Source organism: Marixanthomonas spongiae (assembly GCF_003095375.1).
GTDB classification, from domain to species: domain Bacteria; phylum Bacteroidota; class Bacteroidia; order Flavobacteriales; family Flavobacteriaceae; genus Marixanthomonas; species Marixanthomonas spongiae.
Genome location: NZ_QEHR01000002.1, coordinates 432,869 through 458,272 on the forward strand (window position 1 = coordinate 432,869; position 25,404 = coordinate 458,272).

A 25,404-nucleotide genomic window follows, 5' to 3' on the forward strand; every position below is an offset into this window, starting at 1 on the left:
TCTTTACGGAATGAAGATTAGCCATTCTATATTTAGCTTAAAACTCATAAACCCATAAACTAAAAAAAATATGTCATATAATTTACTGAAAGGAAAACGGGGGATCATTTTTGGTGCCTTGGACGAACATTCCATTGCTTGGAAAACCGCAGAGCGCGTTCACGAAGAAGGCGGGAAATTTGTATTGACCAATGCGCCCATAGCCTTGCGCATGGGGCAGATAAACGAGTTGGCAGAAAAAACAAATGCTGAAATCATCCCAGCCGATGCTACCAAAATGGAAGATTTGGAAAACCTGGTTGAAAAAGCCACCGAAATCTTGGGCGGCAAGCTTGACTTTGTATTGCACTCCATTGGGATGTCGGTAAACGTTAGAAAAGGCAAACATTATACCGAGCAAAATTACGATTGGACCCATAAAGGCTGGGACGTTTCTGCGGTTTCTTTTCATAAGACAATGAACGTATTATATAATAAAGATGCGATGAACGAATGGGGAAGTATTGTAGCCTTGACCTATATGGCCGCCCAGCGTGTATTTCCGGATTATAACGATATGGCCGATAACAAAGCATATCTGGAATCCATAGCGCGTAGTTTTGGATATTTCTTCGGAAGGGATAAAAAAGTACGGGTCAATACCATTTCGCAATCGCCAACGCCCACTACGGCAGGGAAAGGCGTAAAAGGTTTTGGTGGTTTTATATCGTATGCCGATAAAATGTCACCCTTAGGCAACGCAACAGCAATAGACTGTGCCAATTATACCATTACGTTATTTAGTGATTTGACCAAGCGGGTAACCCTTCAGAATTTATACAATGACGGCGGCTTTTCTAATGTTGGCGTTAGTGATGGGGTGATAGAAGCCTTTGAGGAAGAATAAAAAAAACTAAATACTATTTTTTTAACAAAAAGATCCGTGGTTACGGGTCTTTTTTTTTGTTAAAAAATCAATTATTTTCCTTAAAAGGCATTATTTTAACGTTAAAATGTTTGATTTTAAGGTTTATTTTAAATACTTTTAGGTTAATATTAACTAAAACATTACTAATTATGAAAAATTTTTTAATAATTATTAGCTTCTTTTTTGTGAATTCAATCATGTACTCACAACCTGTTCCGACTGATTGGAGTTTAAACGGTAATAGTGTAAGTTCTTCTAGCTTTATTGGAACCATTAATGATAAAGACTTAGTTTTTAAAAGAAAAAATGTTACTGCTTTTAGAGTTAAAGAAGACAATAAAGTTTTAATAGGTAACCTTTCTACAACAGGTAGTATAAATGCAACCCCAGGTGATTATAAACTTTACGTAGCAGATGGTATTTTAACAGAGAAACTAAAAATAGCATTAAGCAGTAGTGATGATTGGGCAGATTATGTTTTTGAAAACAATTATAGATTACGTTCTCTGTCTGAACTCGAAAAATACATAAAAAAGAATAAACACTTGCCAGGAGTTCCTTCTGCAAAAAAATTAGAAAAAGAAGGGATAGATGTTGGTAAAATGCAAGCTAAACAAATGGAAAAAATAGAAGAACTTACCTTGTATGTAATTTCTCTTAAAAAAGAAATAGAAGTATTAAAATCAAAACTTGATAACGATGAAAAATAAAATATTGCAATTATTATTACTTTTTATTGTTTTTCAATTTTCAAATGCTCAGGAAAGGGTGCGTTATCTTTTGGAAATTCCAAATAAAGCATATGTGCCAGAAGTTGTATCAGAAAATGACGGAGTGCTTGAGTTGAGATTAAGAGGTAATATAGAAAGTAACCAGCGTATAAATACTGTATTAAGTTCTTTTACTGTTTATGAATTTAAAGAGCTTTTACCAGGTACACAAAACTCTTTTTTAAAAAATAAGTATGTACTTGACTTAGACAACAATGATGATATAGGGAATTTGACTAATCAGTATTCAAGTTATTACCCTTCATATTTTATTGAAGAAGATTATGAACCTCTTGATATCCCAATAAATCCGATACAATATACTCCGAATGATTGGGAGAACCCCGATTTAACAGATAATATAAAAATTTCTAATTATGATGATTATGAACAGAATGATCTAAGAATGATTGGAGCACGGTTAGCTTGGGAAATTACAAAAGGAGAGCCTTCGGTAATTATTGGTGTCGCAGATCAAGGTTTTGATATAGAACACGAAGATTTTGAAACAGAGTTTGTTGGTGGGGTATCAGATTATGATGACCAATATGGGCCACATGGTAATTATGTTGCTGGTTTTGCTTCCGCAGCTACTGATAATGATTTAGGAGTTTCTTCGATTGGCTTTAATACTAAACTAATTGGTGCAAAAGGGGGTAGTGTTAGTAACCTCCTTCTTTTAGCTCAATATGATCCCAAACCTAAAGTTGTAAACCTTAGCTTTGGGTTAGATTCTTCCTATAATCAAAACATACAAGATATGGTAAATGCCATTGATTCTTTGGATGTTACGGTTGTAATAGCTGGAGGTAATGGGGAGGGGTCAGGGTCTGGTGATCCAAGCACCTATTACTGGCCTGCTTCCTATAAAAATGTTATTGCTGTATCTACGGTTGGAAACAAAAACGAGATAAATAGCACAATAATACCTTACGATAACTGGAAGGATGTTCATAGTTGCTATCACAAAGATAATGGCGTTGTTCAGTCTCATCAACATAACGATTCAATCGATATTGTTGTACCTGCCTACTATCCGTCACCTGTATTATGGAGAGATGCTGACCATACTGATCCTTGGAAAGATGATTACAGGAGAACGGGTTTTGGTGGTACTTCTTTGTCTGCACCCATAGTTGCAGGAACAATAGGTTTGATGCATTCAGTAAATTACTGTTTAAAACCGCGGGAGGTAGAGACAATTCTTAAATTAACAGCAGTAAAAGTAGATACTATTCCAGAAAACCTACCTTATTATGGTAAATTAGGAGCGGGCAGGTTAGATGCCTATCAGGCTGTTAAAATGGCTCGTGATATGAAATCTGATTTTGGGACAGTGACTGTATCTGACAGAATTTTGTATAGACCTTGGTTTTATAAATTGGAGACTGCACCTTATGTTATTAAAATGGCAAATAATACAATAACTGATAGTGCTAAAATTAAATTTAGAGCAAGAGCGGCTATGGAAATTGTGAGTGGACTTTATCAACCAGAAGGAGGGTATATTGACTTGCAAATTAATCCAAATTTAACATCATGTGAGGTGCCAACAACTACAACTCCCTCTAAGGTAGGTAACATTAAAGAAGACAATCCAAATGATTATAAAGAATTCTATTTTGTAACTCCTACATTGGTTGACAGTGAAGTTATTGTTAAATCAGAACCTTTTAACCCAAATTTAAAAACAATAAGAGTTTATGATTTTTATAATCAATTAGTGTACAAAAAGAGTAGTACAAAAAAATCAGAAACGCAATTGAATCTTACAAACTTAAAACCTGGTATATATATAATTAAATTATACAATAATAATAACGAGACTATATATTCTACCAAAATTGTAAAAAAATAAATTCACTTAAACCTTATTTAAGAACAAAGCTGCCTTTATAGGTAGCTTTTTTCTTAAAACACGAGTGATCTTTTGTTTAGTTATTGTTTTTACTGCTAATTCTTTTGTCTTTCAGGTTTTTTTTAGATACTTTTAAGCTAATATTAACTAAATTCTAATTTTAATTATGAGAAAAATTACATTATTGTTCTTTGTCTTCTGTGGTATTGTTGCTACAATGGAGGCACAGTTTACGCAGCCCAACGCTTCAATTTATGGAGCAAGGAGTGCTGGAGCAGAAATTAGACAACAACCAACCGCCTCAATTGAAGAACTGTTGGCAAGACTCCACAGTGGGGAAAATAAAGCCGGAATAGACAACCAACAATTTACACCTAATGAAAAACAGGTGTTACAGGCCTATCTTAGAGGTCAAAATGTTGGTAATAAAGCACCACAAGCAACGCTTCTTGAAGAAGGATTTGATGATATCACCACCTTGCCAGGAGTGGGGTATAGCTTTGTAAATGCAAGTGATGCGATAGGAGCAACCGATTGGTTTCAAGGGAATGAAACGGTTTTTCCATCACAAACAGGAGCACCTACGGCATACATTGGTGCCAACTTTAACAATACAGCAGGTTCTGTGATAAACAACTTTATGATTACCCCTGTATTGAACTTGGAGAATGGAGATGAAATTAAATTTTGGACCCGTACAACCACAGGCAGTACGTTTCCAGATAGATTGGAAGTCCGTTTAGACCCAACAGGTGCAGATACAGATCCTACTGGACCTGCCGATGTAGGTTCTTACACCGAGTTATTGCTCGAGATAAACCCTACATTGGTAACTGGAGTTTATCCTGATGTATGGACAGAATTTACAGTAACCGTATCAGGACTTACTGGTGCAACAGACACCAGGGTTGCCTTTAGGTATTGGGTTACCGATGCCGGCCCTGCTGGAAACAATTCAGATTATATTGGTATTGATACGTTATCTATTGAAGAAGCCGGTGGCGGAGGCGGTGGCGTTTCTACAGTTTATGCTAAAGATGGAACAGCAATATGTACTGGAGGTGACTTTGGATCATTCCCTTTAGATGGTCCTTATAATTTAAACACAGTTAATAATGATCCTGCAGCTAACTTTGCTGGAGATTTTGATGGTTCAGGTACGTTATATACCATGGATAACGATAATTTAACGTTATTAACTATCGACCCAGCTACAGGTATTTCAACAACAGTGGGACCACTTACAAATATTGTAGCAGGTCATGGTACAAGAGGATTGGCTTGGAATGAAGCCAATAGTACGATGTACCTACTTAGTGGTTTAGGTGATGATGTTACATTATACACTGTAGATTTATCAAGTGGAACCTTAACTGAAATAGGCACTACTACTATAGCAGGATTTATAGGAATATGGTTGGCTATTGATAACGATGGTAATGCCTACATGGCAGATATAGGGTTGGATAATTTATACTCTATGGATCTTGCTACAGGAACAGCAACTGAAATAGGACCGCTCGGAATTGATATTAGCTTTGCACAAGATGCAGATTTTGATCCTGATACCGGTATTCTTTATATGGGAGCATATATTGGAGGTGGTGTAAATCAATGGGCTTCTGTTGATACTGCAACTGGAGCAGCAACTGGGTTAGGTCCTGTAAATGCAGATTGCGCTGAGTTAACCATTGTCGCTATCGAAGGTGGGGGCACAGTGCCACCGCCACCAAATTGTACCAGTACAACTTACGATTCTACAGCCGTACCGTTTGATATTGATGGAGCTGATACTTCAACAACAGATTGTACCAACGCACCAAATGAAATTCCAATCACAGTAACAGATAATGGAACCATAGGTGATGGCGCAACTTTAGAAAATATAACCATTGATATTGCGCATACTTTTTCATCAGATCTTGATATTTCATTGATTTCACCTGCTGGTACCGAATTGATAATCGCTCAAGATTTAGGTGGAAGCACCGAAGATGCCTATAATGGTACAATGTTTGAAGACGGCGGGGCAGATATTTCAGGAGCAACTGCTCCATTTGGTGTAGGTCCTTATATGGCCGTTGGAGGTGCATTTGCTGATGCATTTGATGGTGAAAGTATTTCAGGTGACTGGATATTAAAAGTTTGTGACGATGCCAGTGGCGATACTGGTACGGTATTGCAATTCTCTATGTCTATTTGTGTGCCACCAACCAACGATGAATGTGAAAACGCTTATGCGCTTTCTTGTGGTGACACGTATATAGGAGAAACAGTGAGTGATACAGATTCTGGAGGTAATGCCGCACCAGATGAGTTTTTCTCATATACTGGAAGTGGCGATACTGAAATAGTTACTGTTTCACTTTGTGGAAGTGGGACTGATTTTGATACGGTATTAAAGGTTTACGACTCTTGTGATTTAACTACTATTGTTGCCGAAAATGATGATTCTTGTGGATTGCAATCTGAAGTTACATTTGTTTCCGATGGTATTAGCGAATATTTGATTATGGTTGAAGGGTTCGGCAGTAATTCAGGTAACTTTGAATTGACCATTACGTGCGAAGCGCCTATTGAAAACGATTTCTGTGATGGAGCCTTGCCGATTGAATGTGGCGAAACCATTACCGGCTCTACTGTTGGCGCTACGCCTGATACCGATGCGCCGGTATGTAACGGTACAGATATAACCGCGCCCGGACTTTGGTACACCTTTACTGATGATTCAGGTTTGGTTACCGACTATACCGTTTCCTTGTGTGGTTCAGATTATGATACAAAGGTATCTGTCTTCTCAGGAGACTGCAACGCATTGGTGTGTGAAGCTGGAAATGATGATAGCTGTGGATTGCAGTCTGAAGCAACTTTCCAAGGTGATGGAAACAGTACTTATTATATTTTGGTACACGGGTTTGCAAGTAATGCAGGCGACTTTACCTTAAATGTAGATTGTCTTCCTGTGCCACCGCCTAACGATGATATCGCAAATTCTATTGATGTTGATGAAATAGGCTTCCCTTATACCGATCCTGCCGTGGCCATGCCAGCAGCGACCACAGAAGGAGGGAACCCGAACAACTGTAACATTGATGGAGCAAACGGCGTTTGGTACAATTTTGTTTCTAACGGAGACGGAACGGCTACCGCAACAGTAGATTCCCCAGCAGGGGTAACCGTGGTGACCTTCTTTGAAGCACCGGATGAAAATGCTACCGAGACCGATCTTACCTTAGTGGATCAAGGTACCAACCAATGTTTGCCAAGCACTTCTACAACCATAAATACTACAGCAGGCCAAGCCTACTATGTGTTTGTGGTGAACACAGAAGGCACGACCGATATTACCATCGATGGAACCAATTTAGGAACCGAAGAGAATACCATTGAAGGGTTCTCCTACCATCCTAACCCGGCAGATGATGTACTGTCCTTAAACGCAATGGACAATATCGAAAATGTGGCTATTTACACTATTTTAGGTCAAAAGGTAATAGACCGACCTATTGATAATGTAACCGCAGACCTGGACATTTCATCTTTGAGTACAGGAACGTACTTGATGAAAGTTTCTGTAAACGGAGAAATAGGAACCTTTAAGTTAATTAAAAGATAACTCCTTTTCGTTTAAAGTTCAAAAGCCATCCTGGTAACGGGATGGCTTTTTTTTATTCGTTACATTTGCGTAATGAACAGCAGTTTCTCATTTATAATTCCCGTTTACAACCGCCCGGAGGAAGTAAAAGAACTTCTGGAGAGCTTTGTGACGCTTGATTACAGCAAACCGTATGAAATTGTGATCGTAGAAGACGGCTCTTCCAGCACCAGCAAAGCGGTTGTCGATGCATTTTCAGAAACATTGAACATCGCGTATTTTTATAAGGAAAATTCTGGGCCCGGGCTTTCCCGAAATTACGGAATGCAAAGAGCCAAGGGCGATTATTTTATTATATTGGATTCAGATTGTTTGTTGCCATCGCATTATTTAGCAACTGTTGACCATTTCTTAAAAAACAATTTTTACGATTGTTATGGAGGCGCAGATGCAGCCCATGAAAGTTTTAGCAACCTGCAAAAGGCCATCAACTATGCAATGACGTCTTTCTTTACTACAGGAGGCATACGGGGCAGTAAAAAGAGTGTGAGCAATTTTGAGCCCCGAAGCTTTAATATGGGTATTTCAAAAAAGGCATTTATAGAAACAGGCGGCTTTGGTACGATTCATCCCGGGGAAGACCCAGACCTTTCGCAGCGCATAGCAAAAAATGGATTCAAAACAACATTTATACCCCATGCTTACGTATATCACAAACGCCGTATTTCGTGGCAAAAATTTTATGTCCAGGTAAAAAAATTTGGTTTGGTGCGCCCCATACTCAATAAATGGCATCCACAGGCATCTAAGATCACGTTTTGGTTTCCCTTGTGCTTTGTTCTTTTTACCTTGGGGTCAATCGTGCTATCTATCGTAGTCAATTGGATGCTGTTGTTGCCTTTGATTGCTTATTTGTTATTGATCGTTATCGATTCCTCTTTGAAAAATAAAAGCCTTGCAATTGGGTTATTGTCTGTTGTGGCATTGTTTATACAATTTTTTGGATATGGCCTCGCTTTTTTAAAATCCACTTACTATATTGGTTTATTGAAGCGCGACCCAAGAAAACAGTTCCCAACATTGTTCTTTACTAAAACCCATTGACATCGATGAGTGCGAAACCTAAAAAAAAATACAATACCGGTAAGATCAAGAAATTTTTATTTTTTCTTGTTCTGGCAATCCTGTTTTGGATGCTTACAAAATTTTCAAGGGAATACACTGCCACGGTTGACGCCAACATTGTGTATAAAAGCATTCCCAATGAAACACTTTTGGCTGAAAACAATCCCGAAACACTTTCTTTTGACCTTACCACCAACGGTTTTGAATTTTTCTATTACCAACTAAAACAGCCTGAAATTACAGTGAACCTTGCCGAATATTATAAAAAAGGCAACAAAACAGTAACTATTGGCAATGCACAATTGGTCAACTTGATCGAAAACCAGCTGGACGAAGATTTCTCTATAAAAAATCTATCTTTGGATACCTTGAGCATAAACTTAGAACTTTTGGTATCTAAAAAAGTCCCTGTGGTTTCAAAGGCCGGCCTTAATTTTAAAAAGGGATATATGAGCTTGGACAGCATATCCATAAAACCAGATTCGGTCCAGATTTCCGGCCCCAGAGAAGTGATTGACACCATCGCTTCCGTTTTTACCAAAACTGAAAACTTTAAAAACATCGATTCAGATTTTTCTGAAAAAGTAGCCGTTACCGTTCCCGATGCACCTTCGCTTTCGGTGGTGCCAAAAGAAGTAAAACTATCTCTAAGGGTACAGGAATTTACCCAAAAACAAGTGACGCTTCCCATAGAAGTGATCAACTTGCCACAACGTACCATTATTAAGTTGATTCCCGAAGTGACCACGGTAAGCTTTAATGTGCCGGTAAAAAATTTCAATAAGGTATCTGAAACCGATTTTAAGTTGTTGTGCGATTTTTCCGAACGGAACCCAAAGGGCAACTTTATGCTCACCCAGCTTTCAAAACGGCCTTCAGGCATTCGGGATGTGGAGATAAAAGACAAAAAAATCGACTTTTTAATTTTCAAAAATGATTCCAAAAAATGAAAACAATAGGGCTTACAGGAGGAATAGGAAGCGGCAAAACCACCGTGGCAACCATGTTCAGTGAATTGGGCGTGCCCATTTATATTGCAGATATTGAAGCAAAAAAGCTCACCAACACTTCCGAAGCAATAAAATCTGAGCTCACCGAAATCCTTGGCGAGAAAGCCTATAACAAAAACGGTTTGAACCGTAAATATGTGGCCGACCAGATTTTCAACAACGAGCAGCTTTTGAAAAAAGTGAACCAAATAATCCATCCCCGTGTAGCCGAACATTTTAAGGAGTGGGCGCAACAACAAACGGGCATTTATTGCATAGAAGAAGCCGCGATACTGTTTGAAAACGGAGGCTATAAAAACTGCGATTATACCATTTTGGTAACGGCTCCCAAACAGCTTAGGATAGATCGTATTTTAAAACGGGACGATACTACCGAAACCGAAATACAATCGCGTATGGACAACCAATGGCCCGATGAAAAAAAGAAAGCTTTGGCCGATTTTACCATCGAAAACATCGATATGGAAATGACCCGAGCCCAAGTTAAGGAAATTCACGAATACCTACTGAAAACGGCACAATAACACCCCTGTAACATGTTTTGTTAACATTTGGTTAAATGAAAACCGCACTAAATGTTAAAATCTTACTTTTGGGGATATGAATAAAAAGCTATTCGCCTTACTTATTGCCCTAATGAGTTTGTCGCTGCTGGGGATTATGTTTGTGCAGGGATATTGGATCGCGAATTCGTACCAAACCAAGGAAGAACAGTTTACCTTTAACGTACAGCAAACCCTTTTTTCTGTTACCAAACAGATAAAAAACAGGGAAATAGAAGATTTTTACAGCGTTTACAGCAGGTATGTTGATAGTATTGAAGTGCCGGACAATGTAAATTTCAGCGAGTTGGTCTATAAAACCAAAAATGACCGGACCAATGAAATTTTTATATATACCGATGGTATTTTGGAAGAAGATTATAAACTGTCTTCCAGTTTTTTGGACATGGATTTTGACAGTATCCAATTTAAAAAACTTACCAACCGAAAAACGACAACCAGGCTGAACCCAGGAGTGGAAGGGGGCAATCCTTCAGAATCCACGGAAGTAACCTTTAAACGACTGAAAGATTTTGAGCGCAACCAAATTGAAAGCGCTTATTTCGACATTTCGTCAAAAGTGCCGTTGCACAAAAGGGTGAGTGGAGGAGAAATTGAAAACCTGATTACCAAAGAGCTGAAGGACAGAGGCGTTAATTCGAAATTTGAATATGCGGTTTACAGCAACAACTTGGCCACCAAGGTACGCTCTGGCGATTTTAAACTGAATCCCGAAAGTACGTATGTGGTCCCGTTGTTCAAGAATGACGATACCGGAAAGGGATATCAATTATATGTAAATTTTTCAGAAAAAGAAAAAGTGGTGCTCAGTTCCATTTTGGGAATGGCAGTGCTTTCATTGGTGTTTACGGCGGTAATCGTTTTGGCTTATGCCAGTGCCCTGTCGCAAATTTTCAAACAACGGCAGATTTCGCAAATCAAGTCGGACTTTATCAACAACATGACGCACGAGTTTAAAACCCCTATCGCTACCATCAATTTGGCACTGGATTCCCTTAAAAACCCAAAGGTAAAGGACAATAAGGAGTTTTTACAACGTTATTTAAAGATGATACGGGACGAAAACCGCCGCATGCATGCACAAGTGGAAAATGTGCTGCGAATTTCAAAACTGGAAAAAAACGAACTGGACCTCCCTAAAGAGCGCATTAAGCTGCACGATGTAATCAATGATGCCATTACCCATGTGGAGCTTATCGTGGAAGACCGTGGCGGTTATGTGGCCAGCCATCTTGGTGCGTTAAAGTCATCTGTTTTGGGCAACGAGTCGCATTTAACCAATGTAGTGGTGAATATTTTGGACAATGCCATAAAATACTCTGAAGAAGCTCCTAAAATCGATGTCTATACCGAAAACGTAAAAAACTATATTATTTTAAAGATACGCGATCAAGGGATGGGAATGAGCAAAACCACCCAAAAGAAAATATTCGAAAAATTTTACCGGGAACACACCGGCGATATACACAACGTTAAAGGTCACGGCCTTGGCCTGGCTTACGTAAAACGCATACTTGACGATCACGACGCACAAGTATATGTAGAAAGCGAAAAAGGAAAAGGAAGTACCTTTATTATTAAAATACACTTAATATCTTAAATTATGGAAACTGAAAACAAAAAAATCTTATTGGTAGAAGACGACCCCAATTTCGGAACCGTTTTAAAAGACTACCTTGCTATGAACGATTATGAAGTGGTCCACGCCAAAAACGGTATGGAAGGCTTTGAAAAATTTAAAAAAGATGACTTCGATCTATGTATCCTCGATGTGATGATGCCCTATAAAGACGGATTTACCCTCGCAAAAGAAATACGCGATAAAAATGAAGACATCCCCATTATTTTCCTTACGGCAAAAGCCATGAAAGAAGATGTGCTCAAAGGTTATAAAGTTGGTGCCGACGATTATTTAAACAAACCCTTTGACAGCGAAGTACTGTTGATGAAGATAAAAGCCATCATACAGCGCAAAGCTACCGACAGCATTGCAGACAGCAAGCAGTTTGAGTTTGAAATAGGCAACTTCTTTTTGAATTCCAAACTTCGGTTTTTAACTTACAAAGAAGAAGACCCGATAAAACTTTCCCCAAAAGAAAACGAATTGCTTCGTTTATTGGCCTTGCACAAAAACGATTTAATGCCCCGAGAGTTGGCGTTAACCAAAATTTGGAGGGATGATAACTATTTCACTTCACGAAGTATGGATGTTTACATTGCCAAACTCCGTAAGTATTTGGGTAAAGACGATGGGGTGGAAATCATCAATATCCACGGCGAAGGATTCCGTTTGGTGGTAAAAGATGAAGTTGATAATTAAAAAAGGAACAAGATTTAAAAAATTAAGTGTCATAAAACGCCCTTATTGCAGGGCGTTTTTTGTTTTTAGCCCGTGGATGATTTCTTTAGCCGGCGTGCGGTAATCAAACCAATGGATGGCCTTGTTCTTTTTAAACCAGGTAAGTTGCCGCTTGGCAAAACGCCGGGTGTTTTTCTTTATTTCTGAAAGGGCCTCTTGCAAGGTAAACCTTCCTCCTAAATAATCAAAAAGTTCGCGGTAGCCTACGGTATTCAAGGCATTGAGGTCTTTATATGGCATTAAAGTTTTGGCTTCGCTCAATAAGCCTGCTTCCATCATAAGGTCCACCCGTTTGTTGATACGGGCGTAAACAGTTTCCCGGTCTGCGGTCAACCCAACGTAAATGGTTTTAAATGGCCGCTCTTTTTTCTCTTGGTTTAAAAAGGAAGAATAGGGTTTTCCTGAAGTACGGATAACCCCCAGTGCGCGAATGACCCGGTGGGGGTTTTGCAGGTCCACTTTTTTATAATAGGAAGGGTCTTTTTGTTCCAGTTCTTTTTGAAGCGACTCCAATCCTTCTTCATTCAGTTGGGCATTTAGCTGCTCCCTAAGTTCTTCAGAAACGTTTGGAAAATAATCCAGCCCTTTGGTCACCGCATCGACATACAGCCCCGAACCGCCTACCATAACGACGGTGTTATTGATTTTGAACAATTCATACAGCTTTTCAAGGGCTTCTGTTTCGAAATCGCCTACGCTGTACGGTTCATAAATGGTCTTGTTTTGGATAAAATGGTGTGGTACTGCTTGGAGCTCTTCAGCAGAAGGTACGGCCGTGCCTATTGTCATTTCTTTATAAAATTGCCGCGAGTCTGCCGAGACTATTTCAGTGTTGAAGGCTTTGGCAAGTTCAATAGCCAGTTTTGTTTTGCCAATGGCGGTAGGCCCCACCACACAGATAAGGGTGTCTTGTTTGGGGGTCATCAACTGTTTTTTGTAATTTCCGGATGGAGTTCTTCGCCGCATTTATGACAATATTTGGCGTCGTCGCGGTGTTTTAACGCTCCGCAATTTCTACACGCTTGGGTATTTACATGCACATAATCTGTATTTTTGGCGTACTCGGCGCTTACAATTCCCGTGGGCACAGCGATGATACCGTAACCCAAAATCATAATGATGGTCGCTAAAAACTGTCCTAAAGGCGTAACCGGGGCAATATCCCCAAAACCAACTGTGGTAAGGGTTACGATACACCAATAAATGCTTACGGGAATGCTGTTAAAGCCGCTTTGCTCGCCCTCAATCAGGTACATGAGCGTTCCGGCGATGAGGGCGACGATTAATACGGCAAATAGAAAAACAAATATTTTGGCACGGCTGTCGATGAGGGCTTTTTTCAATTTGTTGCTTTCCCCTACATAGCGGGAAATTTTCAGAATACGGAACACCCGCAGCAACCGCAACGCCCGTACGGTGATTAAAACATTGCTGCCCACCAATATAAACGACAGGTACAAGGGAATGGTCGATAAAAAATCGATGATGCCGTAAAAACTGAAAATATAAGTTGATGGCTTTTTGGTGATCAAGATGCGGGCGATATACTCTAAAGTAAAAAAAATGGTAATGACCCATTCGCCTATATACAGAAAATCGTACACATTTTCAGGAAGGCCTTTTACACTCTCTATCATTACAAATAGCACGCTGAGCAGAATGAGAATAAGCAAAATCACATCGAACATCTTGCCCATGGGCGTATCGGCCTCTGAAATGATTTCGTGCAATTTTACACGCCAATAACTTTTTGATTCGGTTTTCAAGAAAAGTATCTTTTGGGATAAAAATAACTAAGTTTAATTAATTTATCGCATTCTGGATAAGATTATAGCTTCGCAAGAATTTATGTGGCCTATTTTTTGGTTATTTATGATAAGATTTATTTCTAACTAAGCTTAACGGTCTTCACCTTTTTGTTTTTCCGAAGATAATTTTGAATGATATGCTGCACGTCCCGGTTATTTTGCATCGGGTTGATGAGTGTTTTTAAAATTTCGGGGTTGGTTATCTGATGGTTTAAGTTGAAATAGCCAAAGCCTTTGTATTGTCCGGCTTCAATTAAGACGACCGATCGCTCTTCTACATCCCGCCCACGGTCTATAATAAGCATGTTTTGGTTTTTATAGCTTGTTTCATCTATAAATTGCTGTACCCTCCTGTTATAGGCTTCAGGGGGTTCTGCCGCTATGCAAGCGCCGTTGCACGCTTTAATGCTATATTGAAAACAACTGCCCTGAGTTTTATGCAAACCGTTTAATTTTTGACAAAGCTTATATGCTTCGGTGATCTTAAAAAGAACAGCTTTGGCTTGTTGATAATTGGTAAAGGTGGTGATGGCCTTTTTTCGGGCGTCTGCTTTTTCTATCTTTAGGTTTATATACCCGTTTTCGTCTTTAAAAGACGTGAGCTGGTGATTAAAAGTAGATTTGCGCAATGCCCGGTTGTACACCGGCCGGTTGCTTTTAATTTCTTCGCTCTCCTTTAACTGGGCAATGAGGTCGCTTCCGGTTTTTTCGTAACTTACACTGGCCACTTCTTTTTGGATGCGTTTCGATTTTCTGTTATCCGAAGTAAAATGTTGCGTCAGCCTTTTTTTGATATTCTTGCTCTTTCCAATGTAGATGATCTTGCCATCGTCGCGGTGCATATAATATACCCCAGTTTCGGTAGGGGCTTCTGCAATAAAGTCGAGCAATTTAGGCTCCAGTTGGCGTTTTGGGTTTTTGCGCACTGCTGCCTGTATGATGTTTTTTTGCGTATCCTTGTTCAACAACATTTTAAATAGAGTAACGGTTGCCTTGGCATCGCCTTGCGCCCTATGACGGTCGGTAAGCGGAATGCCCAACGATTTTACCAACTTGCCCAAGCTGTAGGAGGGAAGGTCGGGTATCAATTTTTTGGAAAGCTCAACCGTGCAAAGAGTCTTTTTTTCATACTTATAGCCCAATCGGTCAAATTCGGTAGTCAATATGCGGTTGTCAAACTTGGCATTGTGGGCGACCAAGGTGCAATCTTCGGTAATTTCAATAATGCGCTTGGCCACCTCATAAAACTTGGGCGCATTGCGCAACATTTGATTGTTGATGCCGGTCAAGTTCACCACAAAAGGTTGAATGCTCCGCTCTGGATTGATCAAGCTACTAAATTGATCTACGATCTCATGCCCGTCAAAACGGTAAATGGCTATTTCGGTAATGCCTTCTTCGTTGTACTTCCCGCCAGTGGTTTCAATATCTAAAATAGCGTACATCTATGGTTTTCCTTTATTTTTCCTTAATGTTTTGTGATGCCCAGCTTAGTAATTGCGCTCCCCAAAAATAGCGCTCCCCACGCGTACCATATTGCTCCCTTTTTTTAAGGCAATTTCATAATCGCCGCTCATCCCCATAGAGAGTGTTGTAAACTCATGGTCTTCTTTTAGGTTGTCGTAGAGGTCTTTTAATTTCTGAAATTCTTTCGCAATTTGCATTTCATTATCGGTAAAGGTTGCCATGCCCATCAAGCCGATTACCTTCACGTTTTTATAGTTCGCAAAAGCTTCTGAAGCCAATAAATCCAACACTTCGTTTTTATCCAAACCAAATTTGCTCTCCTCTTCGGCAATTTTAACCTGAAGCAAACAGTCGATCACCCGGTTTTCGTTTTTGGCCCGTTTGTTTATTTCTTTTAACAAGCGTTTGCTGTCTACCGAGTGTATTAAACTCACAAATGGTGCTATATATTTTACCTTGTTGCGTTGCACATGGCCAATCATGTGCCACTCTACGTCCTTTGGCATTTCTTGCCATTTGCGTTCCATTTCTTGCACTTTGTTCTCGCCAAAAATACGATGGCCGGCATTATAGGCCTCCATGATTTCTGAAACGGGCTTTGTTTTTGAAACGGCGATCAACGTAACATCGTCGGGAAGTTGTTGCTTAAACGTTTTTATGTTTTCTGAAATATTCATACCATTATCTTTTCTGCAGTAAAATACAAATAGGAAGCTTTAGGAAAAACTAAAGTTTGTTAAACAATCTGTTTCCTGAAATACCTTAAAATTCGTAAACCGTAACGCCACTCCGTAATTTTGGCAGTACAAAAGTGGTTTTGGGCGGCATTTTCAGTCCTTCGTCTGCAATGCTTTTCATTTCTGAAACGGTTACCGGCAACAGCCCGAAACCTACGGTAAACTCACCGGTATCGACAATGGTTTGCACATAGGCCATGTCGCTTTTTCCATCGGTGTATTTAATGCGCTTGTCGTTGCGGAGGTCTTTAATACCCAAAATGGGCTTTAAAATAGTGGTGTACAATATTTGCGCGTCCAAGGCATCGAGCGCATTGTTGATGGTATAACTGTTTTTACGAAGGTAGAGCGAATAAAACTCGCCATCCAAGTACATACTGAAATTTTGTTTCTGCGTGGGCTTATAATACTCCAAACCTCGATTTTCAATACGGAACACCGCATCTAAACGGATTAAAAACTCTTCCTTGCTCAAGCCATTGAGGTCTTTAACCAGCCGGTTGAACTCGTAGATCTTTAGGTTGCTTTCAGGAATCATGTAGCTCATGAAAAAATTGTACGGCTCGTTTCCGGTGTGGTTGTTGTTTTCTTCTTTTAAATCTTCGGAAAGCAAAAAAGAAGAAGCGCTGCGGTGATGGCCATCGGCTATGTAAAGGCTTTCCATTTCAGAAAAAATACCGCTTATCTTCTTAACGATTTCCGCATCATCAACGTTCCATAAATAATGGGTGTCGCGGTAGGTGGTGGTAAATTCGTATTCGGCACGGGTTTTCATCACGTTTTTTACAATCGCCGAAAGTGCTTCGTTATCCGGATGGGTGAGCAGAACCGCTTCCGCATTAAACCCTACTGTTTTTAAGTATTCTTTAAAAACCACTTCTTTATACTCTAGGGTTTCTTCGTGTTTTTTTAAAACATTGTTTTTGTAGTCTTCGGTACTGGCGGCGGCTACAATGCCATTGAACTCAATACCATCGCGGTTCACGATTTTATAAATGTAAAAGCATGGTTTTTCATCTTGCATAAAAACGCCGTCCTCCTTAAACTCTTGATAACGGTTTTTTACCAGCGAATACCGTTCTTCGCCCGAAATTTCCTTGTGGTACTTGTAACCGGGATTTACAATGTGCAAAAATGAAAACGGATTGTCCCGCAAGCGCGATTCCCTTTGAGCCGGGGTATAGCTATCGTACGATCGCGCGGCCAGCAAACTCACTTTGTCGCGGGTAGGGCGTACAGCTTTAAAAGGGATTATTTTTGCCATGTTTTTCTTAAATGGTTCTTCGGTTCACTTCGGCTCCGCTCAATGACCAACAGTCAGGAGTCTTTTATTTTTACTTAGTGAATTGCGAAGAAACGGTTTCGGCTTTTCTGCTTTCGGTATAATCATAAAACCCTTCTCCGCTTTTTATGCCCATTTTGCCGGCCCGGACCATATTGACCAATAATGGACAGGGAGCATATTTTGGGTTTTTAAATCCGTCGTGCATGACCTCAAGTATCGATAGGCAAACGTCCAGGCCAATAAAATCGGCCAGTTGCAGTGGCCCCATAGGGTGTGCCATTCCTAATTTCATCACGGTGTCAATTTCTTGAACACCGGCTACACCGTTATACAGGGTTTCAATGGCCTCGTTGATCATGGGCATTAAAATACGGTTGGCCACAAAACCGGGATAATCGTTCACTTCTACCGGTACTTTGTTAAGTTTTTTGGAAAGTTCTTCAACCGTGTTGTAAGTATCGGCGCTTGTACTGTAGCCTTTAATAATTTCCACCAATTTCATGATAGGGACGGGGTTCATAAAGTGCATCCCAATCACCTTTTCGGGGCGTGAGGTTGCCGCAGCGATCTGGGTAATGGAAATAGATGAGGTGTTACTGGCCAAAATAGTGTTCTCGCCACATAAGCTGTCTAAATCCTTGAATATTTTCAGCTTTAAATCTAAATTTTCGGTCGCTGCTTCCACTACCAGATCTGCGTTTTTTACGCCTGTTTCGGTTTTGGTATGGGTAGTGATATTGTCGAGGGTGCGTTTTTTATCGTCTTCGCTTATTTTTTCCTTGGCAACCATCCTATCCAAGTTTTTGGTTATGGTTGCCATTCCTTTGTCTAAAGAATCTTGCGAAATATCAATCAATTGTACGTTATAGTCGTTTTGGGCAAAGGTGTGGGCAATTCCGTTGCCCATGGTTCCTGCCCCTATTACTGCTATATTTTTCATAGTTGTTGGTTTTCTTCTGAAATATTAATTTAATTTTTTAAACAAAAGCTACAGCTTGGTTTTAATTTTGTTTACGAAGCCGAAATAAATTTAAAATTGTATCGATGTACCAAATTTTGAAATCACCTGCATCGCAACCCGCAATGCTTCCGTGCCCTGTGCTAAACTCACAATTGGGGTTGTGTTGTTGTTGATAGCGTCGGCAAAGGTTTCCAGCTCGTCTAAAATGGCGTTGTTGCTGTCCACTTTTGGGTTGTCAAAATAAATCTGTTTCTTAACCCCTTCGGCGTTGGTCAAGATCATCGCAAAATCATCGGGTGTTTTTGGCGCATCCTTCATTTTTACCACTTCACATTTCTTTTCGAGAAAATCTACCGAAATATAGGCGTCGCGCTGAAAAAACCGGGCTTTCCGCATTTTTTTCATCGAAATGCGGCTTGCGGTCAAGTTTGCCACGCATCCGTTTTCAAACTCGATACGGGCGTTGGCAATATCGGGCGTTTCACTGATAACCGAAACCCCGCTGGCGTGTACGTCCTTGACTTTGGATTGCACCACGCTTAAAATGGCATCGATATCGTGGATCATTAAATCCAGCACCACCGAAACATCGGTTCCGCGTGGGTTGAACTCTGCCAAGCGGTGCGACTCGATGAACATGGGATTGTTAATTTTATGGTTTACCGCCATAAAGGCCGGGTTAAAGCGTTCCACGTGCCCAACCTGCCCCTTTACCTTGTGTATTTTTGCCAGTTCCAGTAAAGCTTCGGCTTCGGGAACGGTATGTGTAATGGGTTTTTCAATAAATAAGTGTTTGCCGGCTTCGACCACTTGTTTTGCACTGTCAAAATGAAAGACGGTGGGCGTTACCACATCGACCATATCGCAGGCTTCAATTAACGCTTCTGGGGTAGGGAAGCTTTTGTAGCCAAATTCGGATTCCACTTTTGCTGAAGCTTCTTGGTCCTTATCGTAAAACCCTACCAATTGGTATTTGGTAGATTGCTCCAGTAATTTTAAATGGATTTTTCCAAGGTGCCCGGCACCTAATACTCCGGCTTTTAGCATCAGCTTTAGTTTTTGGCAAAGGTAACGGTTTTCGAGGGAATTTGTAAAGGGAGAAGATAATTTAGATAATGTACAATAGGTAGACCGTGCTAAATGATCTCTCGCAAACCTGCATTCAGGCAAGTAGAGGTCGCTGCGGGTTTTAAGGTACCAGAGTGTAGGTCAAAACTACATACTAATTGTCTATTTTATTTAGCTTATAGGTTTTGAAAAAAACTATTTGTTTCTAATTGTTTCATGTTTTATTGCTTCATAAACGATCAACCTACGTCAGTACAAGATTCTGAAACCTGTAGACTGCTAATTGAATACTGACAACTGAACTAATTATCTTTCGCTTCAGAAGAATTATTCTGATCGTTTTTTCTGTTTTGGGGAGGATTTGAAATATCCACGCGGGTTCTGGAAAGGTAGATGCCATCTTCCAATTGGCAGATGTATTCAATTAACTTTTCGCGCAAGGCGCAATGCAGTTTCCATGTGGTCCTAGCGTCTTTAGCACTGCAAAGGGCCCTTATTTTAACCGATTCTTCGGTCATATCGACCACTTCCACCACAGCCGGGTTGTCTTTGTCCCAATCTTCTTCGGCTTCCAGCATTTTTTCAAATTCCGAGCGTATTTTTGAAACGTCCACCCGGTAATCTGCATACAGAATAATGGGCCGTATTTGATGCGAACTGGTCATGGACCAATTTTCAAAAATATTGGAGATCACATATTTCAACGGAACGACCAACCGCCTTAAATCCCAAGTGCGTACCACCATGTAGGTAAAGCCAATTTCTTCCACATTGCCCCAGTCGTCTTTAATGATAACCGTGTCGCCCACGCGAACAGGCTTAGTAATGGCTATTTGAAGCCCGGCGAAGATATTTCCTAAGGTATTTTGAGCGGCAATACCCAGAATAACCGTAGCCACCCCAGCCGATGCCAACAGCGAAATGCCCACTTTTTCCAACGCCCTGAACTGCGAAATAATGATATATCCCCCTACAATGACCACCAAAAAGGTAACCACGCGGCGCGCAACCGAAATGTAAGTGAGCATTTTACGGGCCTCTTCGTTTTCTTCTTCGGAAACATCGCCTATTTTGTTTTCGGCTATGTAGGTCATCAAATAATCTACAAAACGCGTAATGAACCACGTGATGGAGCCAATGATAAGAATGATTAAACTGGTGTAAACAATGCTGGCAACCCCACCGGACAACGAGATAAGGTTGTCCAATAAAATGTAGAAAAACAAGGTACCAAAGAGGATGCCGGCCGGTTTGGCCAATTTATTGGCGATATGCTTGATCCATATTTTTTTAGATTTCCGAAGGAGTTTTCTAATTAAATACGTCACGAACTTGCCAAAAAACCATGCGAGCACCAACAAAACGAGAATTCCGAAAAATTTCCAAACCTGATAGCCCAAAAAATGCACCCGGGACCACTCGGGCATCATCTTGTCTAATTTCCTGGGGCCATATTCTTGGTAAAGCGGTTCAATGTTTTCAACCGTATTTGCCGAGATGAGCCATAGCGCTCCATAGTCCTTGTACCGTATGCGCTGTACCCGCATCACAATGTCGCGTTCGCCCAGTTGTACTTCACCAAACACAACGCTCCTTCTGGGTTTGCCGGCAATGGCCTGGTTGGTAGTGGTGCTTATGTCGATTTGCCCATCGGGACGGTCGGAAAGGGCGTCCCAATCAATATTTACCCGTTGATTGATAACAAAGTAGAGTTTTTCGGCCAGGATGGCGGCTTCTTCTTTTGTGGTGGTCTGTGGCAATAGGTTCAAGTTGAGGGCATAGAGTGCTTCCTCGTAGTTTCCGTTTCGGCTTTTTAAAACAAAATGTTCCAGTGTGGCTTGGGGCGTCCTTAGGTTAAAGCGTTTAGGCGGAAGGCCTATCTGTTCGTTGAGCCTGTTAACTTGGTAATAGGCTTCGTTGTAATCGGTAAATGGGTTGGAGGCATAGCGGGCACTATCGTTTATAATTTCTTTTTTACTGGGTAACTTGCTTTCATCTATAGGTTCTATCGAGTCTTGCGCGGTTTGGGCATTAACCCCTGGTAAACCGAAAACAAAGATGATTAGCGCTAAGGAAAGTAAGGGTGCAATTTTTTTCATTACCTTAAAAATACTGAAAAAATACCGAATGTTCGGCAGTACCTAAATTCATTTCCTCTTTTTTAAACTTTTGAAACGTTGCAATAAGGTGGGATGCGAATAATGAACAAAAACATAAGCCGGATGTGGAGTAAGATTGCTTAAACTGTTTTTGGACAGTTTTTTCAATGCTGAAATGAGCGGTTGCGCACTAAAGGTGGATTTTGCATAATAATCTGCTTGGTATTCAAAGACTCTGGAGAGGTAATTCATTAATAGCCCGGTAAGTTCGGAAACCGGGGTGTATAAAACCCCAAAGGCAATCAAGCCGATGTGGAAAGAGGGTTGTGGAACGTGCAGCGCTTCAGAAAGCAAAGGGCTGCCCACAAAAAGGGACAGTAACCATAAGGTGAACCCGGTGGTAATAATAGAAGCAAACAGGTTGATAATAATGTGGTTTTTTTTATAATGCCCTACTTCGTGCGCCAGGACGGCTACGATTTCGTCCTCTTCCAAATCGTTAATCAAAGTATCGTAGAGAGTGATGCGCTTTTCTTTTCCGAAGCCTGAAAAATAAGCGTTTGCCTTGGTGCTGCGCTTAGAGCCATCGATCACAAAAATATTGTCTAACGTAAAACCAACGGTATTGGCATAATTTTCAATTTTTGAACGGAGCGATCCCTCTTGCAATGGCGTTTGTTTGTTGAAGAGCGGCACAATCAACCGGGCATAGAAAAGGTTCATAAACACGGCAAAAACGCTGATGATTGCCCAGGCCCATAACCAAAAATAACTACCGGTGGTTTGGTAAAACCAAATAATAGCGCTTAACAGCCCTGCGCCTATAATGCCCATAACAAGCCAACCTTTAAGCTTATCTAAAAAGAAAGTAGCTCGAGTTGTTTTGTTGAATCCGAACTTCTCTTCGATAACAAACGTGTTGTAATACCCAAACGGCGTCATAACAATATCGCTCGCAAAAAGAATGATCGCAAAGAAAAGTAATGCGATTACAATTTCGTTATCTGAAACAGACCGGGCTATTTTATTTATGTATGCAAAGCCATCCAAAAAGAAAAACAACAAAACCCCTATAAACGAGACGCAGGAGGTTAGCACCCCAAACCGATATTTTTCTTTTTTATAGGCTTGCGATTTTTTGTATTCGGTTTCATCATAAACATCCTCCAGTTCTTTTGGTAGCGCATCGTTAAAATGTTTGGCGTTTAGGGCATCCAATATTTGGTCTTTGATAAAATTGAGGATCAAAATGGCGATAATGATATTAAATAGCGTTTGCGGGGTCATAAATTATGTTTAAAGGTATGGGTTGATCACGCTTACAGTGAAATCGCGAATGAAACAAAAACTAAAAAATAATGATTAAAGAAGTTTTGGACTTATGACTACTGTGAGTTTATATTGCTTTAACGGGAAGTCTAACTTATTAAAAGTAAGACAAAATTATCAGGGGTATGTCTTTTCTTCCTATGTCTAATTCAATTAATTGAAATTTGTTTCACTTAAATTTATTTGCAATAATTGTTATTTAATTGATTATCACTTAAACAGTCGCTGTCTTTTGGCTTCAAATATAAGGATGCCTGCGGCTACCGAAACGTTCATACTGTCAATTTCACCTTGCATGGGGATTATGATGTTTTGAGTACTGGCATGCAACCATTCTTTGGAAAGCCCTGTGGCTTCGGTGCCTACGACTAATGCGGAGGCTTTGGTGTAATCTTGTGTGTGGTAAGGTTGGGAGGTTTGCAATGCAGCGCAATAAATGGAAATAGCGTTCGCTTTTAAAAACTCAATAATCTCGGTGGTAGTGCCTGTGGCGATTTTATTGGTAAATATACAGCCCACACTGCTGCGTATGATGTTCGGGTTGTAGAGGTCGGTTTTCATATCGGCAATGAGCACACCGTCCAAGTTTGCGGCATCGGCCGTACGGAGCAAGGCACCGATGTTTCCGGGCTTTTCGGTTGCTTCGGCCACTAATATGAGTGGGTTTTTAGATTGAAAATCGAAATTTTCCAAGCGGTGTTCTTTGGCTTCAGCAATGGCGAGGATGCCCTCGGTGGAGTTTCGGTAGGCGAGCTTATCGTATATTTCAGTTGAAATTTCAACAAAATATGTTTCACTGTTGCTCAGGTCCTTTATAACGTACAGATCTTCTTCGGCTATTATTTCCGAAGAAAAAAGTATGGTTTTTATCCTACAACCGCCTTTTATGGCCAGTGAAATCTCACGCTGTCCTTCAATAGGGAACAAACCGGATTTTTTACGTTCGCGCGATTTTGACTGAAGCAGGGAAAACTCCTTCACCAATGGATTTTGAAAGCTTGAAATATATTTTTCCATAGGGCAAATATAACCTGCTACTTTTTAACTACCTGCACCTTAAACAGTTTATCCCAATATTTCCCCGTGATGTACAGGATGTCTTTTTCGCCTTTGTAGGCAATGCCGTTCATCACATTGAGGTCTGGGTGTTGGGTTACTTTTTCTTTTAGGCCGTCGAGGTCGATTACACCTTCAACAGCACCGTTTTTTGGGTTAATGATGGCCACGGACGATTGTTCCCATACATTGGCGTAAATTTTGCCTTCCACCCATTCCAGTTCGTTCACTTTTGGAATACGGCTGGTGTGGGTATATAGTTCAATATGGTCTATTTCGGCCATGGTTTCAGGGTTTAAAACCCATATTTTTTCGGTGCCGTCGCTTTTATACACTTTTGACTCGCTGTGGCAGAGGCCCCAACCTTCTTTGCTTTTGTTATAGGCAAAAGTACCGGTCTGTTTTAAGGTACCCTCATCATAAATAAAGCCTTTGCCGGCTTGCCAAGTAAGTTGGTACACCTTATTGTTCAAAATGGTGAGGCCTTCGCCAAAATATTGGTTGTCCAGTTTTACCTGTTGTATTACTTCGCCCGTTTTATAGTTTGTTTTTCGTAGGGTGGAATGTCCGTACTTGCCAGTGCTTTCGTACAAGGTGTCGCCTTCAAACTCCAATCCTTGGGTAAAGGCGTTGACATCGTGAGGATAGGTCTCTAAAATTTTATAGGTAAACAGTTCTGGTTTGCTTTGGGCGAGCAAGGTAAATGCTGTTTTGGTTTCATACTGATCCCCATCGGCATAGATAGTTGCTTTTAGGCTGTCTTTCCCTAATTTTTCATGTGCCAATGAAATGGTTTGAGGCTTGTTTTTTACTGAAACCGCTACTTTTTTATCACGAAGGGAATAAACAACCGAATCTATTTCCATTCCATCTTTATTCGTCACGGAAACCGATAGCGCATCAGAAGGTTTATAAGTTTTTTTGGCATTCGTTATCTGTAGGGAGAATGAGCTTTTTTTACTGCCTGGGTTGTTTCCGCAAGAAGCTGTGAGTGTCGCTAAAACAATAGCTGCGAATAGGTTGAGTGATTTCATGGTGCGTCTTCCATTTTATTGCTGGTAAAAGTAAAAAATCATTGTAAAATTCCCTTGTTAAATATGTAAAACTACGTATCTTTGCAGTGGCAAGTCCTACACAACCAGCTCCTGTTGAATCCCCCAGGGCGGGAACGCAGCAAGGGTAAACGGTCGTAGCGGTGTGATGTAGGTAGCTTGCCATTTTTTATGCGCAAAAGTGAAAGAAGAATGTATTGCTTACTGCGCTAATGGTGGCTTAATCTTGGATCAAGAACATTTTCTGGGTTTTTGAGTTTTTAAGCAAATAATTTTTCAAGTCTGTACAGGAAGAATTCAGTTCTTCTTACGCCTCTTAATTGTGCTCTAAATGCTTTAATTTTTGCATTAAAAG

General features: G+C 40.4%; 20 protein-coding genes and 1 other RNA gene. 10 read left to right on the forward strand and 11 right to left on the reverse strand.

The features are described 5' to 3' along the window. Positions 1–70 precede the first annotated feature (70 nt). The 9 genes from DDV96_RS04565 (at position 71) to DDV96_RS04605 (ending at position 12,148) form a co-directional block, all read left to right on the forward strand. Positions 71–886, forward strand: a complete 816-nt coding sequence (locus tag DDV96_RS04565) for an enoyl-ACP reductase FabI (protein WP_116693546.1) — start codon at positions 71–73, stop codon at positions 884–886. Between the two features lie 170 nt (positions 887–1,056). Further along, a complete protein-coding gene (locus DDV96_RS04570) occupies positions 1,057–1,617 on the forward strand; it encodes a hypothetical protein (protein ID WP_116693547.1) in 561 nt (186 codons plus the stop codon). Continuing rightward, positions 1,607–3,535: a S8 family peptidase gene (locus DDV96_RS04575; RefSeq protein WP_116693548.1), complete on the forward strand. Its 1,929-nt coding sequence runs from the start codon at positions 1,607–1,609 to the stop codon at positions 3,533–3,535. The genes DDV96_RS04570 and DDV96_RS04575 overlap by 11 nt, the downstream gene beginning before the upstream one ends. A gap of 166 nt (positions 3,536–3,701) precedes the next feature. Continuing rightward, positions 3,702–7,151 carry a T9SS-dependent choice-of-anchor J family protein gene (locus DDV96_RS04580; RefSeq protein WP_116693549.1) on the forward strand — a complete coding sequence of 1,150 codons (3,450 nt, stop codon included), beginning with the start codon at positions 3,702–3,704 and terminating at the stop codon, positions 7,149–7,151. A 72-nt stretch (positions 7,152–7,223) separates the two neighbouring features. Continuing rightward, the gene (locus DDV96_RS04585) at positions 7,224–8,234 is read left to right on the forward strand and encodes a glycosyltransferase (RefSeq protein ID WP_116693550.1); all 1,011 of its coding nucleotides are present in this window, start codon (positions 7,224–7,226) and stop codon (positions 8,232–8,234) included. 89 nt (positions 8,235–8,323) lie between these two features. Beyond that, positions 8,324–9,205, forward strand: coding sequence for a CdaR family protein (locus DDV96_RS04590; protein ID WP_165805967.1), 882 nt, complete (start codon positions 8,324–8,326; stop codon positions 9,203–9,205). Then, entirely contained in the window at positions 9,202–9,789 is a 588-nt protein-coding gene (gene coaE, locus DDV96_RS04595; protein ID WP_116693552.1) for a dephospho-CoA kinase, read from the forward strand. The genes DDV96_RS04590 and coaE overlap by 4 nt, the downstream gene beginning before the upstream one ends. 76 nt (positions 9,790–9,865) lie before the next feature. Then, positions 9,866–11,428, forward strand: a complete 1,563-nt coding sequence (locus DDV96_RS04600) for a sensor histidine kinase (protein WP_116693553.1) — start codon at positions 9,866–9,868, stop codon at positions 11,426–11,428. A 3-nt stretch (positions 11,429–11,431) separates the two neighbouring features. Beyond that, on the forward strand, positions 11,432–12,148 hold the full coding sequence (locus tag DDV96_RS04605) for a response regulator transcription factor (RefSeq protein WP_116693554.1): 717 nt from the start codon (positions 11,432–11,434) through the stop codon (positions 12,146–12,148). Between the two features lie 42 nt (positions 12,149–12,190). On the opposite strand, the gene miaA is transcribed toward DDV96_RS04605, so the two are convergent. From miaA to DDV96_RS04660, 11 genes are all read right to left on the reverse strand, one after another. Beyond that, positions 12,191–13,153 (reverse strand): tRNA (adenosine(37)-N6)-dimethylallyltransferase MiaA, encoded by a 963-nt coding sequence (gene miaA / locus DDV96_RS04610; protein WP_394340099.1) that lies wholly within the window; start codon positions 13,151–13,153, stop codon positions 12,191–12,193. Then, a complete protein-coding gene (locus tag DDV96_RS04615; protein ID WP_240607676.1) occupies positions 13,111–13,953 on the reverse strand; it encodes an ion transporter in 843 nt (280 codons plus the stop codon). The genes miaA and DDV96_RS04615 overlap by 43 nt, the downstream gene beginning before the upstream one ends. 122 nt (positions 13,954–14,075) lie before the next feature. Beyond that, positions 14,076–15,440 (reverse strand): exonuclease domain-containing protein, encoded by a 1,365-nt coding sequence (locus DDV96_RS04620; RefSeq protein ID WP_116693556.1) that lies wholly within the window; start codon positions 15,438–15,440, stop codon positions 14,076–14,078. A 45-nt stretch (positions 15,441–15,485) separates the two neighbouring features. Beyond that, positions 15,486–16,139, reverse strand: coding sequence for a YggS family pyridoxal phosphate-dependent enzyme (locus DDV96_RS04625; RefSeq protein ID WP_116693557.1), 654 nt, complete (start codon positions 16,137–16,139; stop codon positions 15,486–15,488). Between the two features lie 85 nt (positions 16,140–16,224). After that, positions 16,225–17,463: a DUF1015 domain-containing protein gene (locus DDV96_RS04630; RefSeq protein ID WP_116693558.1), complete on the reverse strand. Its 1,239-nt coding sequence runs from the start codon at positions 17,461–17,463 to the stop codon at positions 16,225–16,227. A gap of 70 nt (positions 17,464–17,533) precedes the next feature. After that, positions 17,534–18,424: a 3-hydroxyacyl-CoA dehydrogenase family protein gene (locus tag DDV96_RS04635; RefSeq protein ID WP_116693559.1), complete on the reverse strand. Its 891-nt coding sequence runs from the start codon at positions 18,422–18,424 to the stop codon at positions 17,534–17,536. A gap of 90 nt (positions 18,425–18,514) precedes the next feature. After that, positions 18,515–19,492 (reverse strand): Gfo/Idh/MocA family protein, encoded by a 978-nt coding sequence (locus tag DDV96_RS04640; protein ID WP_116693560.1) that lies wholly within the window; start codon positions 19,490–19,492, stop codon positions 18,515–18,517. A gap of 323 nt (positions 19,493–19,815) precedes the next feature. Then, the gene (locus tag DDV96_RS04645) at positions 19,816–21,612 is read right to left on the reverse strand and encodes a mechanosensitive ion channel domain-containing protein (RefSeq protein WP_116693561.1); all 1,797 of its coding nucleotides are present in this window, start codon (positions 21,610–21,612) and stop codon (positions 19,816–19,818) included. A 48-nt stretch (positions 21,613–21,660) separates the two neighbouring features. After that, positions 21,661–22,899: a M48 family metallopeptidase gene (locus tag DDV96_RS04650; RefSeq protein ID WP_116693562.1), complete on the reverse strand. Its 1,239-nt coding sequence runs from the start codon at positions 22,897–22,899 to the stop codon at positions 21,661–21,663. A gap of 252 nt (positions 22,900–23,151) precedes the next feature. Beyond that, a complete protein-coding gene (locus DDV96_RS04655; protein ID WP_116693563.1) occupies positions 23,152–23,958 on the reverse strand; it encodes a TrmH family RNA methyltransferase in 807 nt (268 codons plus the stop codon). Between the two features lie 17 nt (positions 23,959–23,975). Beyond that, the gene (locus DDV96_RS04660) at positions 23,976–25,031 is read right to left on the reverse strand and encodes a glutaminyl-peptide cyclotransferase (protein ID WP_116693564.1); all 1,056 of its coding nucleotides are present in this window, start codon (positions 25,029–25,031) and stop codon (positions 23,976–23,978) included. An 87-nt stretch (positions 25,032–25,118) separates the two neighbouring features. Here DDV96_RS04660 and ffs point away from each other — a divergent pair. Beyond that, an RNA gene (gene ffs, locus DDV96_RS04665) (signal recognition particle sRNA small type) lies at positions 25,119–25,217 on the forward strand. Positions 25,218–25,404 lie beyond the last annotated feature (187 nt).

Bases quoted from the DNA above. Each gene is read 5' to 3' on its own strand.
- coaE (WP_116693552.1), top strand. From the start codon at position 9,202: ATGAAAACAATAGGGCTTACAGGAGGAATAGGAAGCGGCAAAACCACC.
- DDV96_RS04630 (WP_116693558.1), bottom strand. From the start codon at position 17,463: ATGGCAAAAATAATCCCTTTTAAAGCTGTACGCCCTACCCGCGACAAA.
- DDV96_RS04635 (WP_116693559.1), bottom strand. From the start codon at position 18,424: ATGAAAAATATAGCAGTAATAGGGGCAGGAACCATGGGCAACGGAATT.
- DDV96_RS04640 (WP_116693560.1), bottom strand. From the start codon at position 19,492: ATGCTAAAAGCCGGAGTATTAGGTGCCGGGCACCTTGGAAAAATCCAT.
- DDV96_RS04645 (WP_116693561.1), bottom strand. From the start codon at position 21,612: ATGAAAAAAATTGCACCCTTACTTTCCTTAGCGCTAATCATCTTTGTT.
- DDV96_RS04585 (WP_116693550.1), top strand. From the start codon at position 7,224: ATGAACAGCAGTTTCTCATTTATAATTCCCGTTTACAACCGCCCGGAG.
- DDV96_RS04570 (WP_116693547.1), top strand. From the start codon at position 1,057: ATGAAAAATTTTTTAATAATTATTAGCTTCTTTTTTGTGAATTCAATC.
- DDV96_RS04580 (WP_116693549.1), top strand. From the start codon at position 3,702: ATGAGAAAAATTACATTATTGTTCTTTGTCTTCTGTGGTATTGTTGCT.
- DDV96_RS04655 (WP_116693563.1), bottom strand. From the start codon at position 23,958: ATGGAAAAATATATTTCAAGCTTTCAAAATCCATTGGTGAAGGAGTTT.
- DDV96_RS04575 (WP_116693548.1), top strand. From the start codon at position 1,607: ATGAAAAATAAAATATTGCAATTATTATTACTTTTTATTGTTTTTCAA.
- DDV96_RS04625 (WP_116693557.1), bottom strand. From the start codon at position 16,139: ATGAATATTTCAGAAAACATAAAAACGTTTAAGCAACAACTTCCCGAC.
- DDV96_RS04600 (WP_116693553.1), top strand. From the start codon at position 9,866: ATGAATAAAAAGCTATTCGCCTTACTTATTGCCCTAATGAGTTTGTCG.
- DDV96_RS04590 (WP_165805967.1), top strand. From the start codon at position 8,324: ATGCTTACAAAATTTTCAAGGGAATACACTGCCACGGTTGACGCCAAC.
- DDV96_RS04620 (WP_116693556.1), bottom strand. From the start codon at position 15,440: ATGTACGCTATTTTAGATATTGAAACCACTGGCGGGAAGTACAACGAA.
- miaA (WP_394340099.1), bottom strand. From the start codon at position 13,153: ATGCGGCGAAGAACTCCATCCGGAAATTACAAAAAACAGTTGATGACC.
- DDV96_RS04605 (WP_116693554.1), top strand. From the start codon at position 11,432: ATGGAAACTGAAAACAAAAAAATCTTATTGGTAGAAGACGACCCCAAT.
- DDV96_RS04660 (WP_116693564.1), bottom strand. From the start codon at position 25,031: ATGAAATCACTCAACCTATTCGCAGCTATTGTTTTAGCGACACTCACA.
- DDV96_RS04650 (WP_116693562.1), bottom strand. From the start codon at position 22,899: ATGACCCCGCAAACGCTATTTAATATCATTATCGCCATTTTGATCCTC.
- DDV96_RS04565 (WP_116693546.1), top strand. From the start codon at position 71: ATGTCATATAATTTACTGAAAGGAAAACGGGGGATCATTTTTGGTGCC.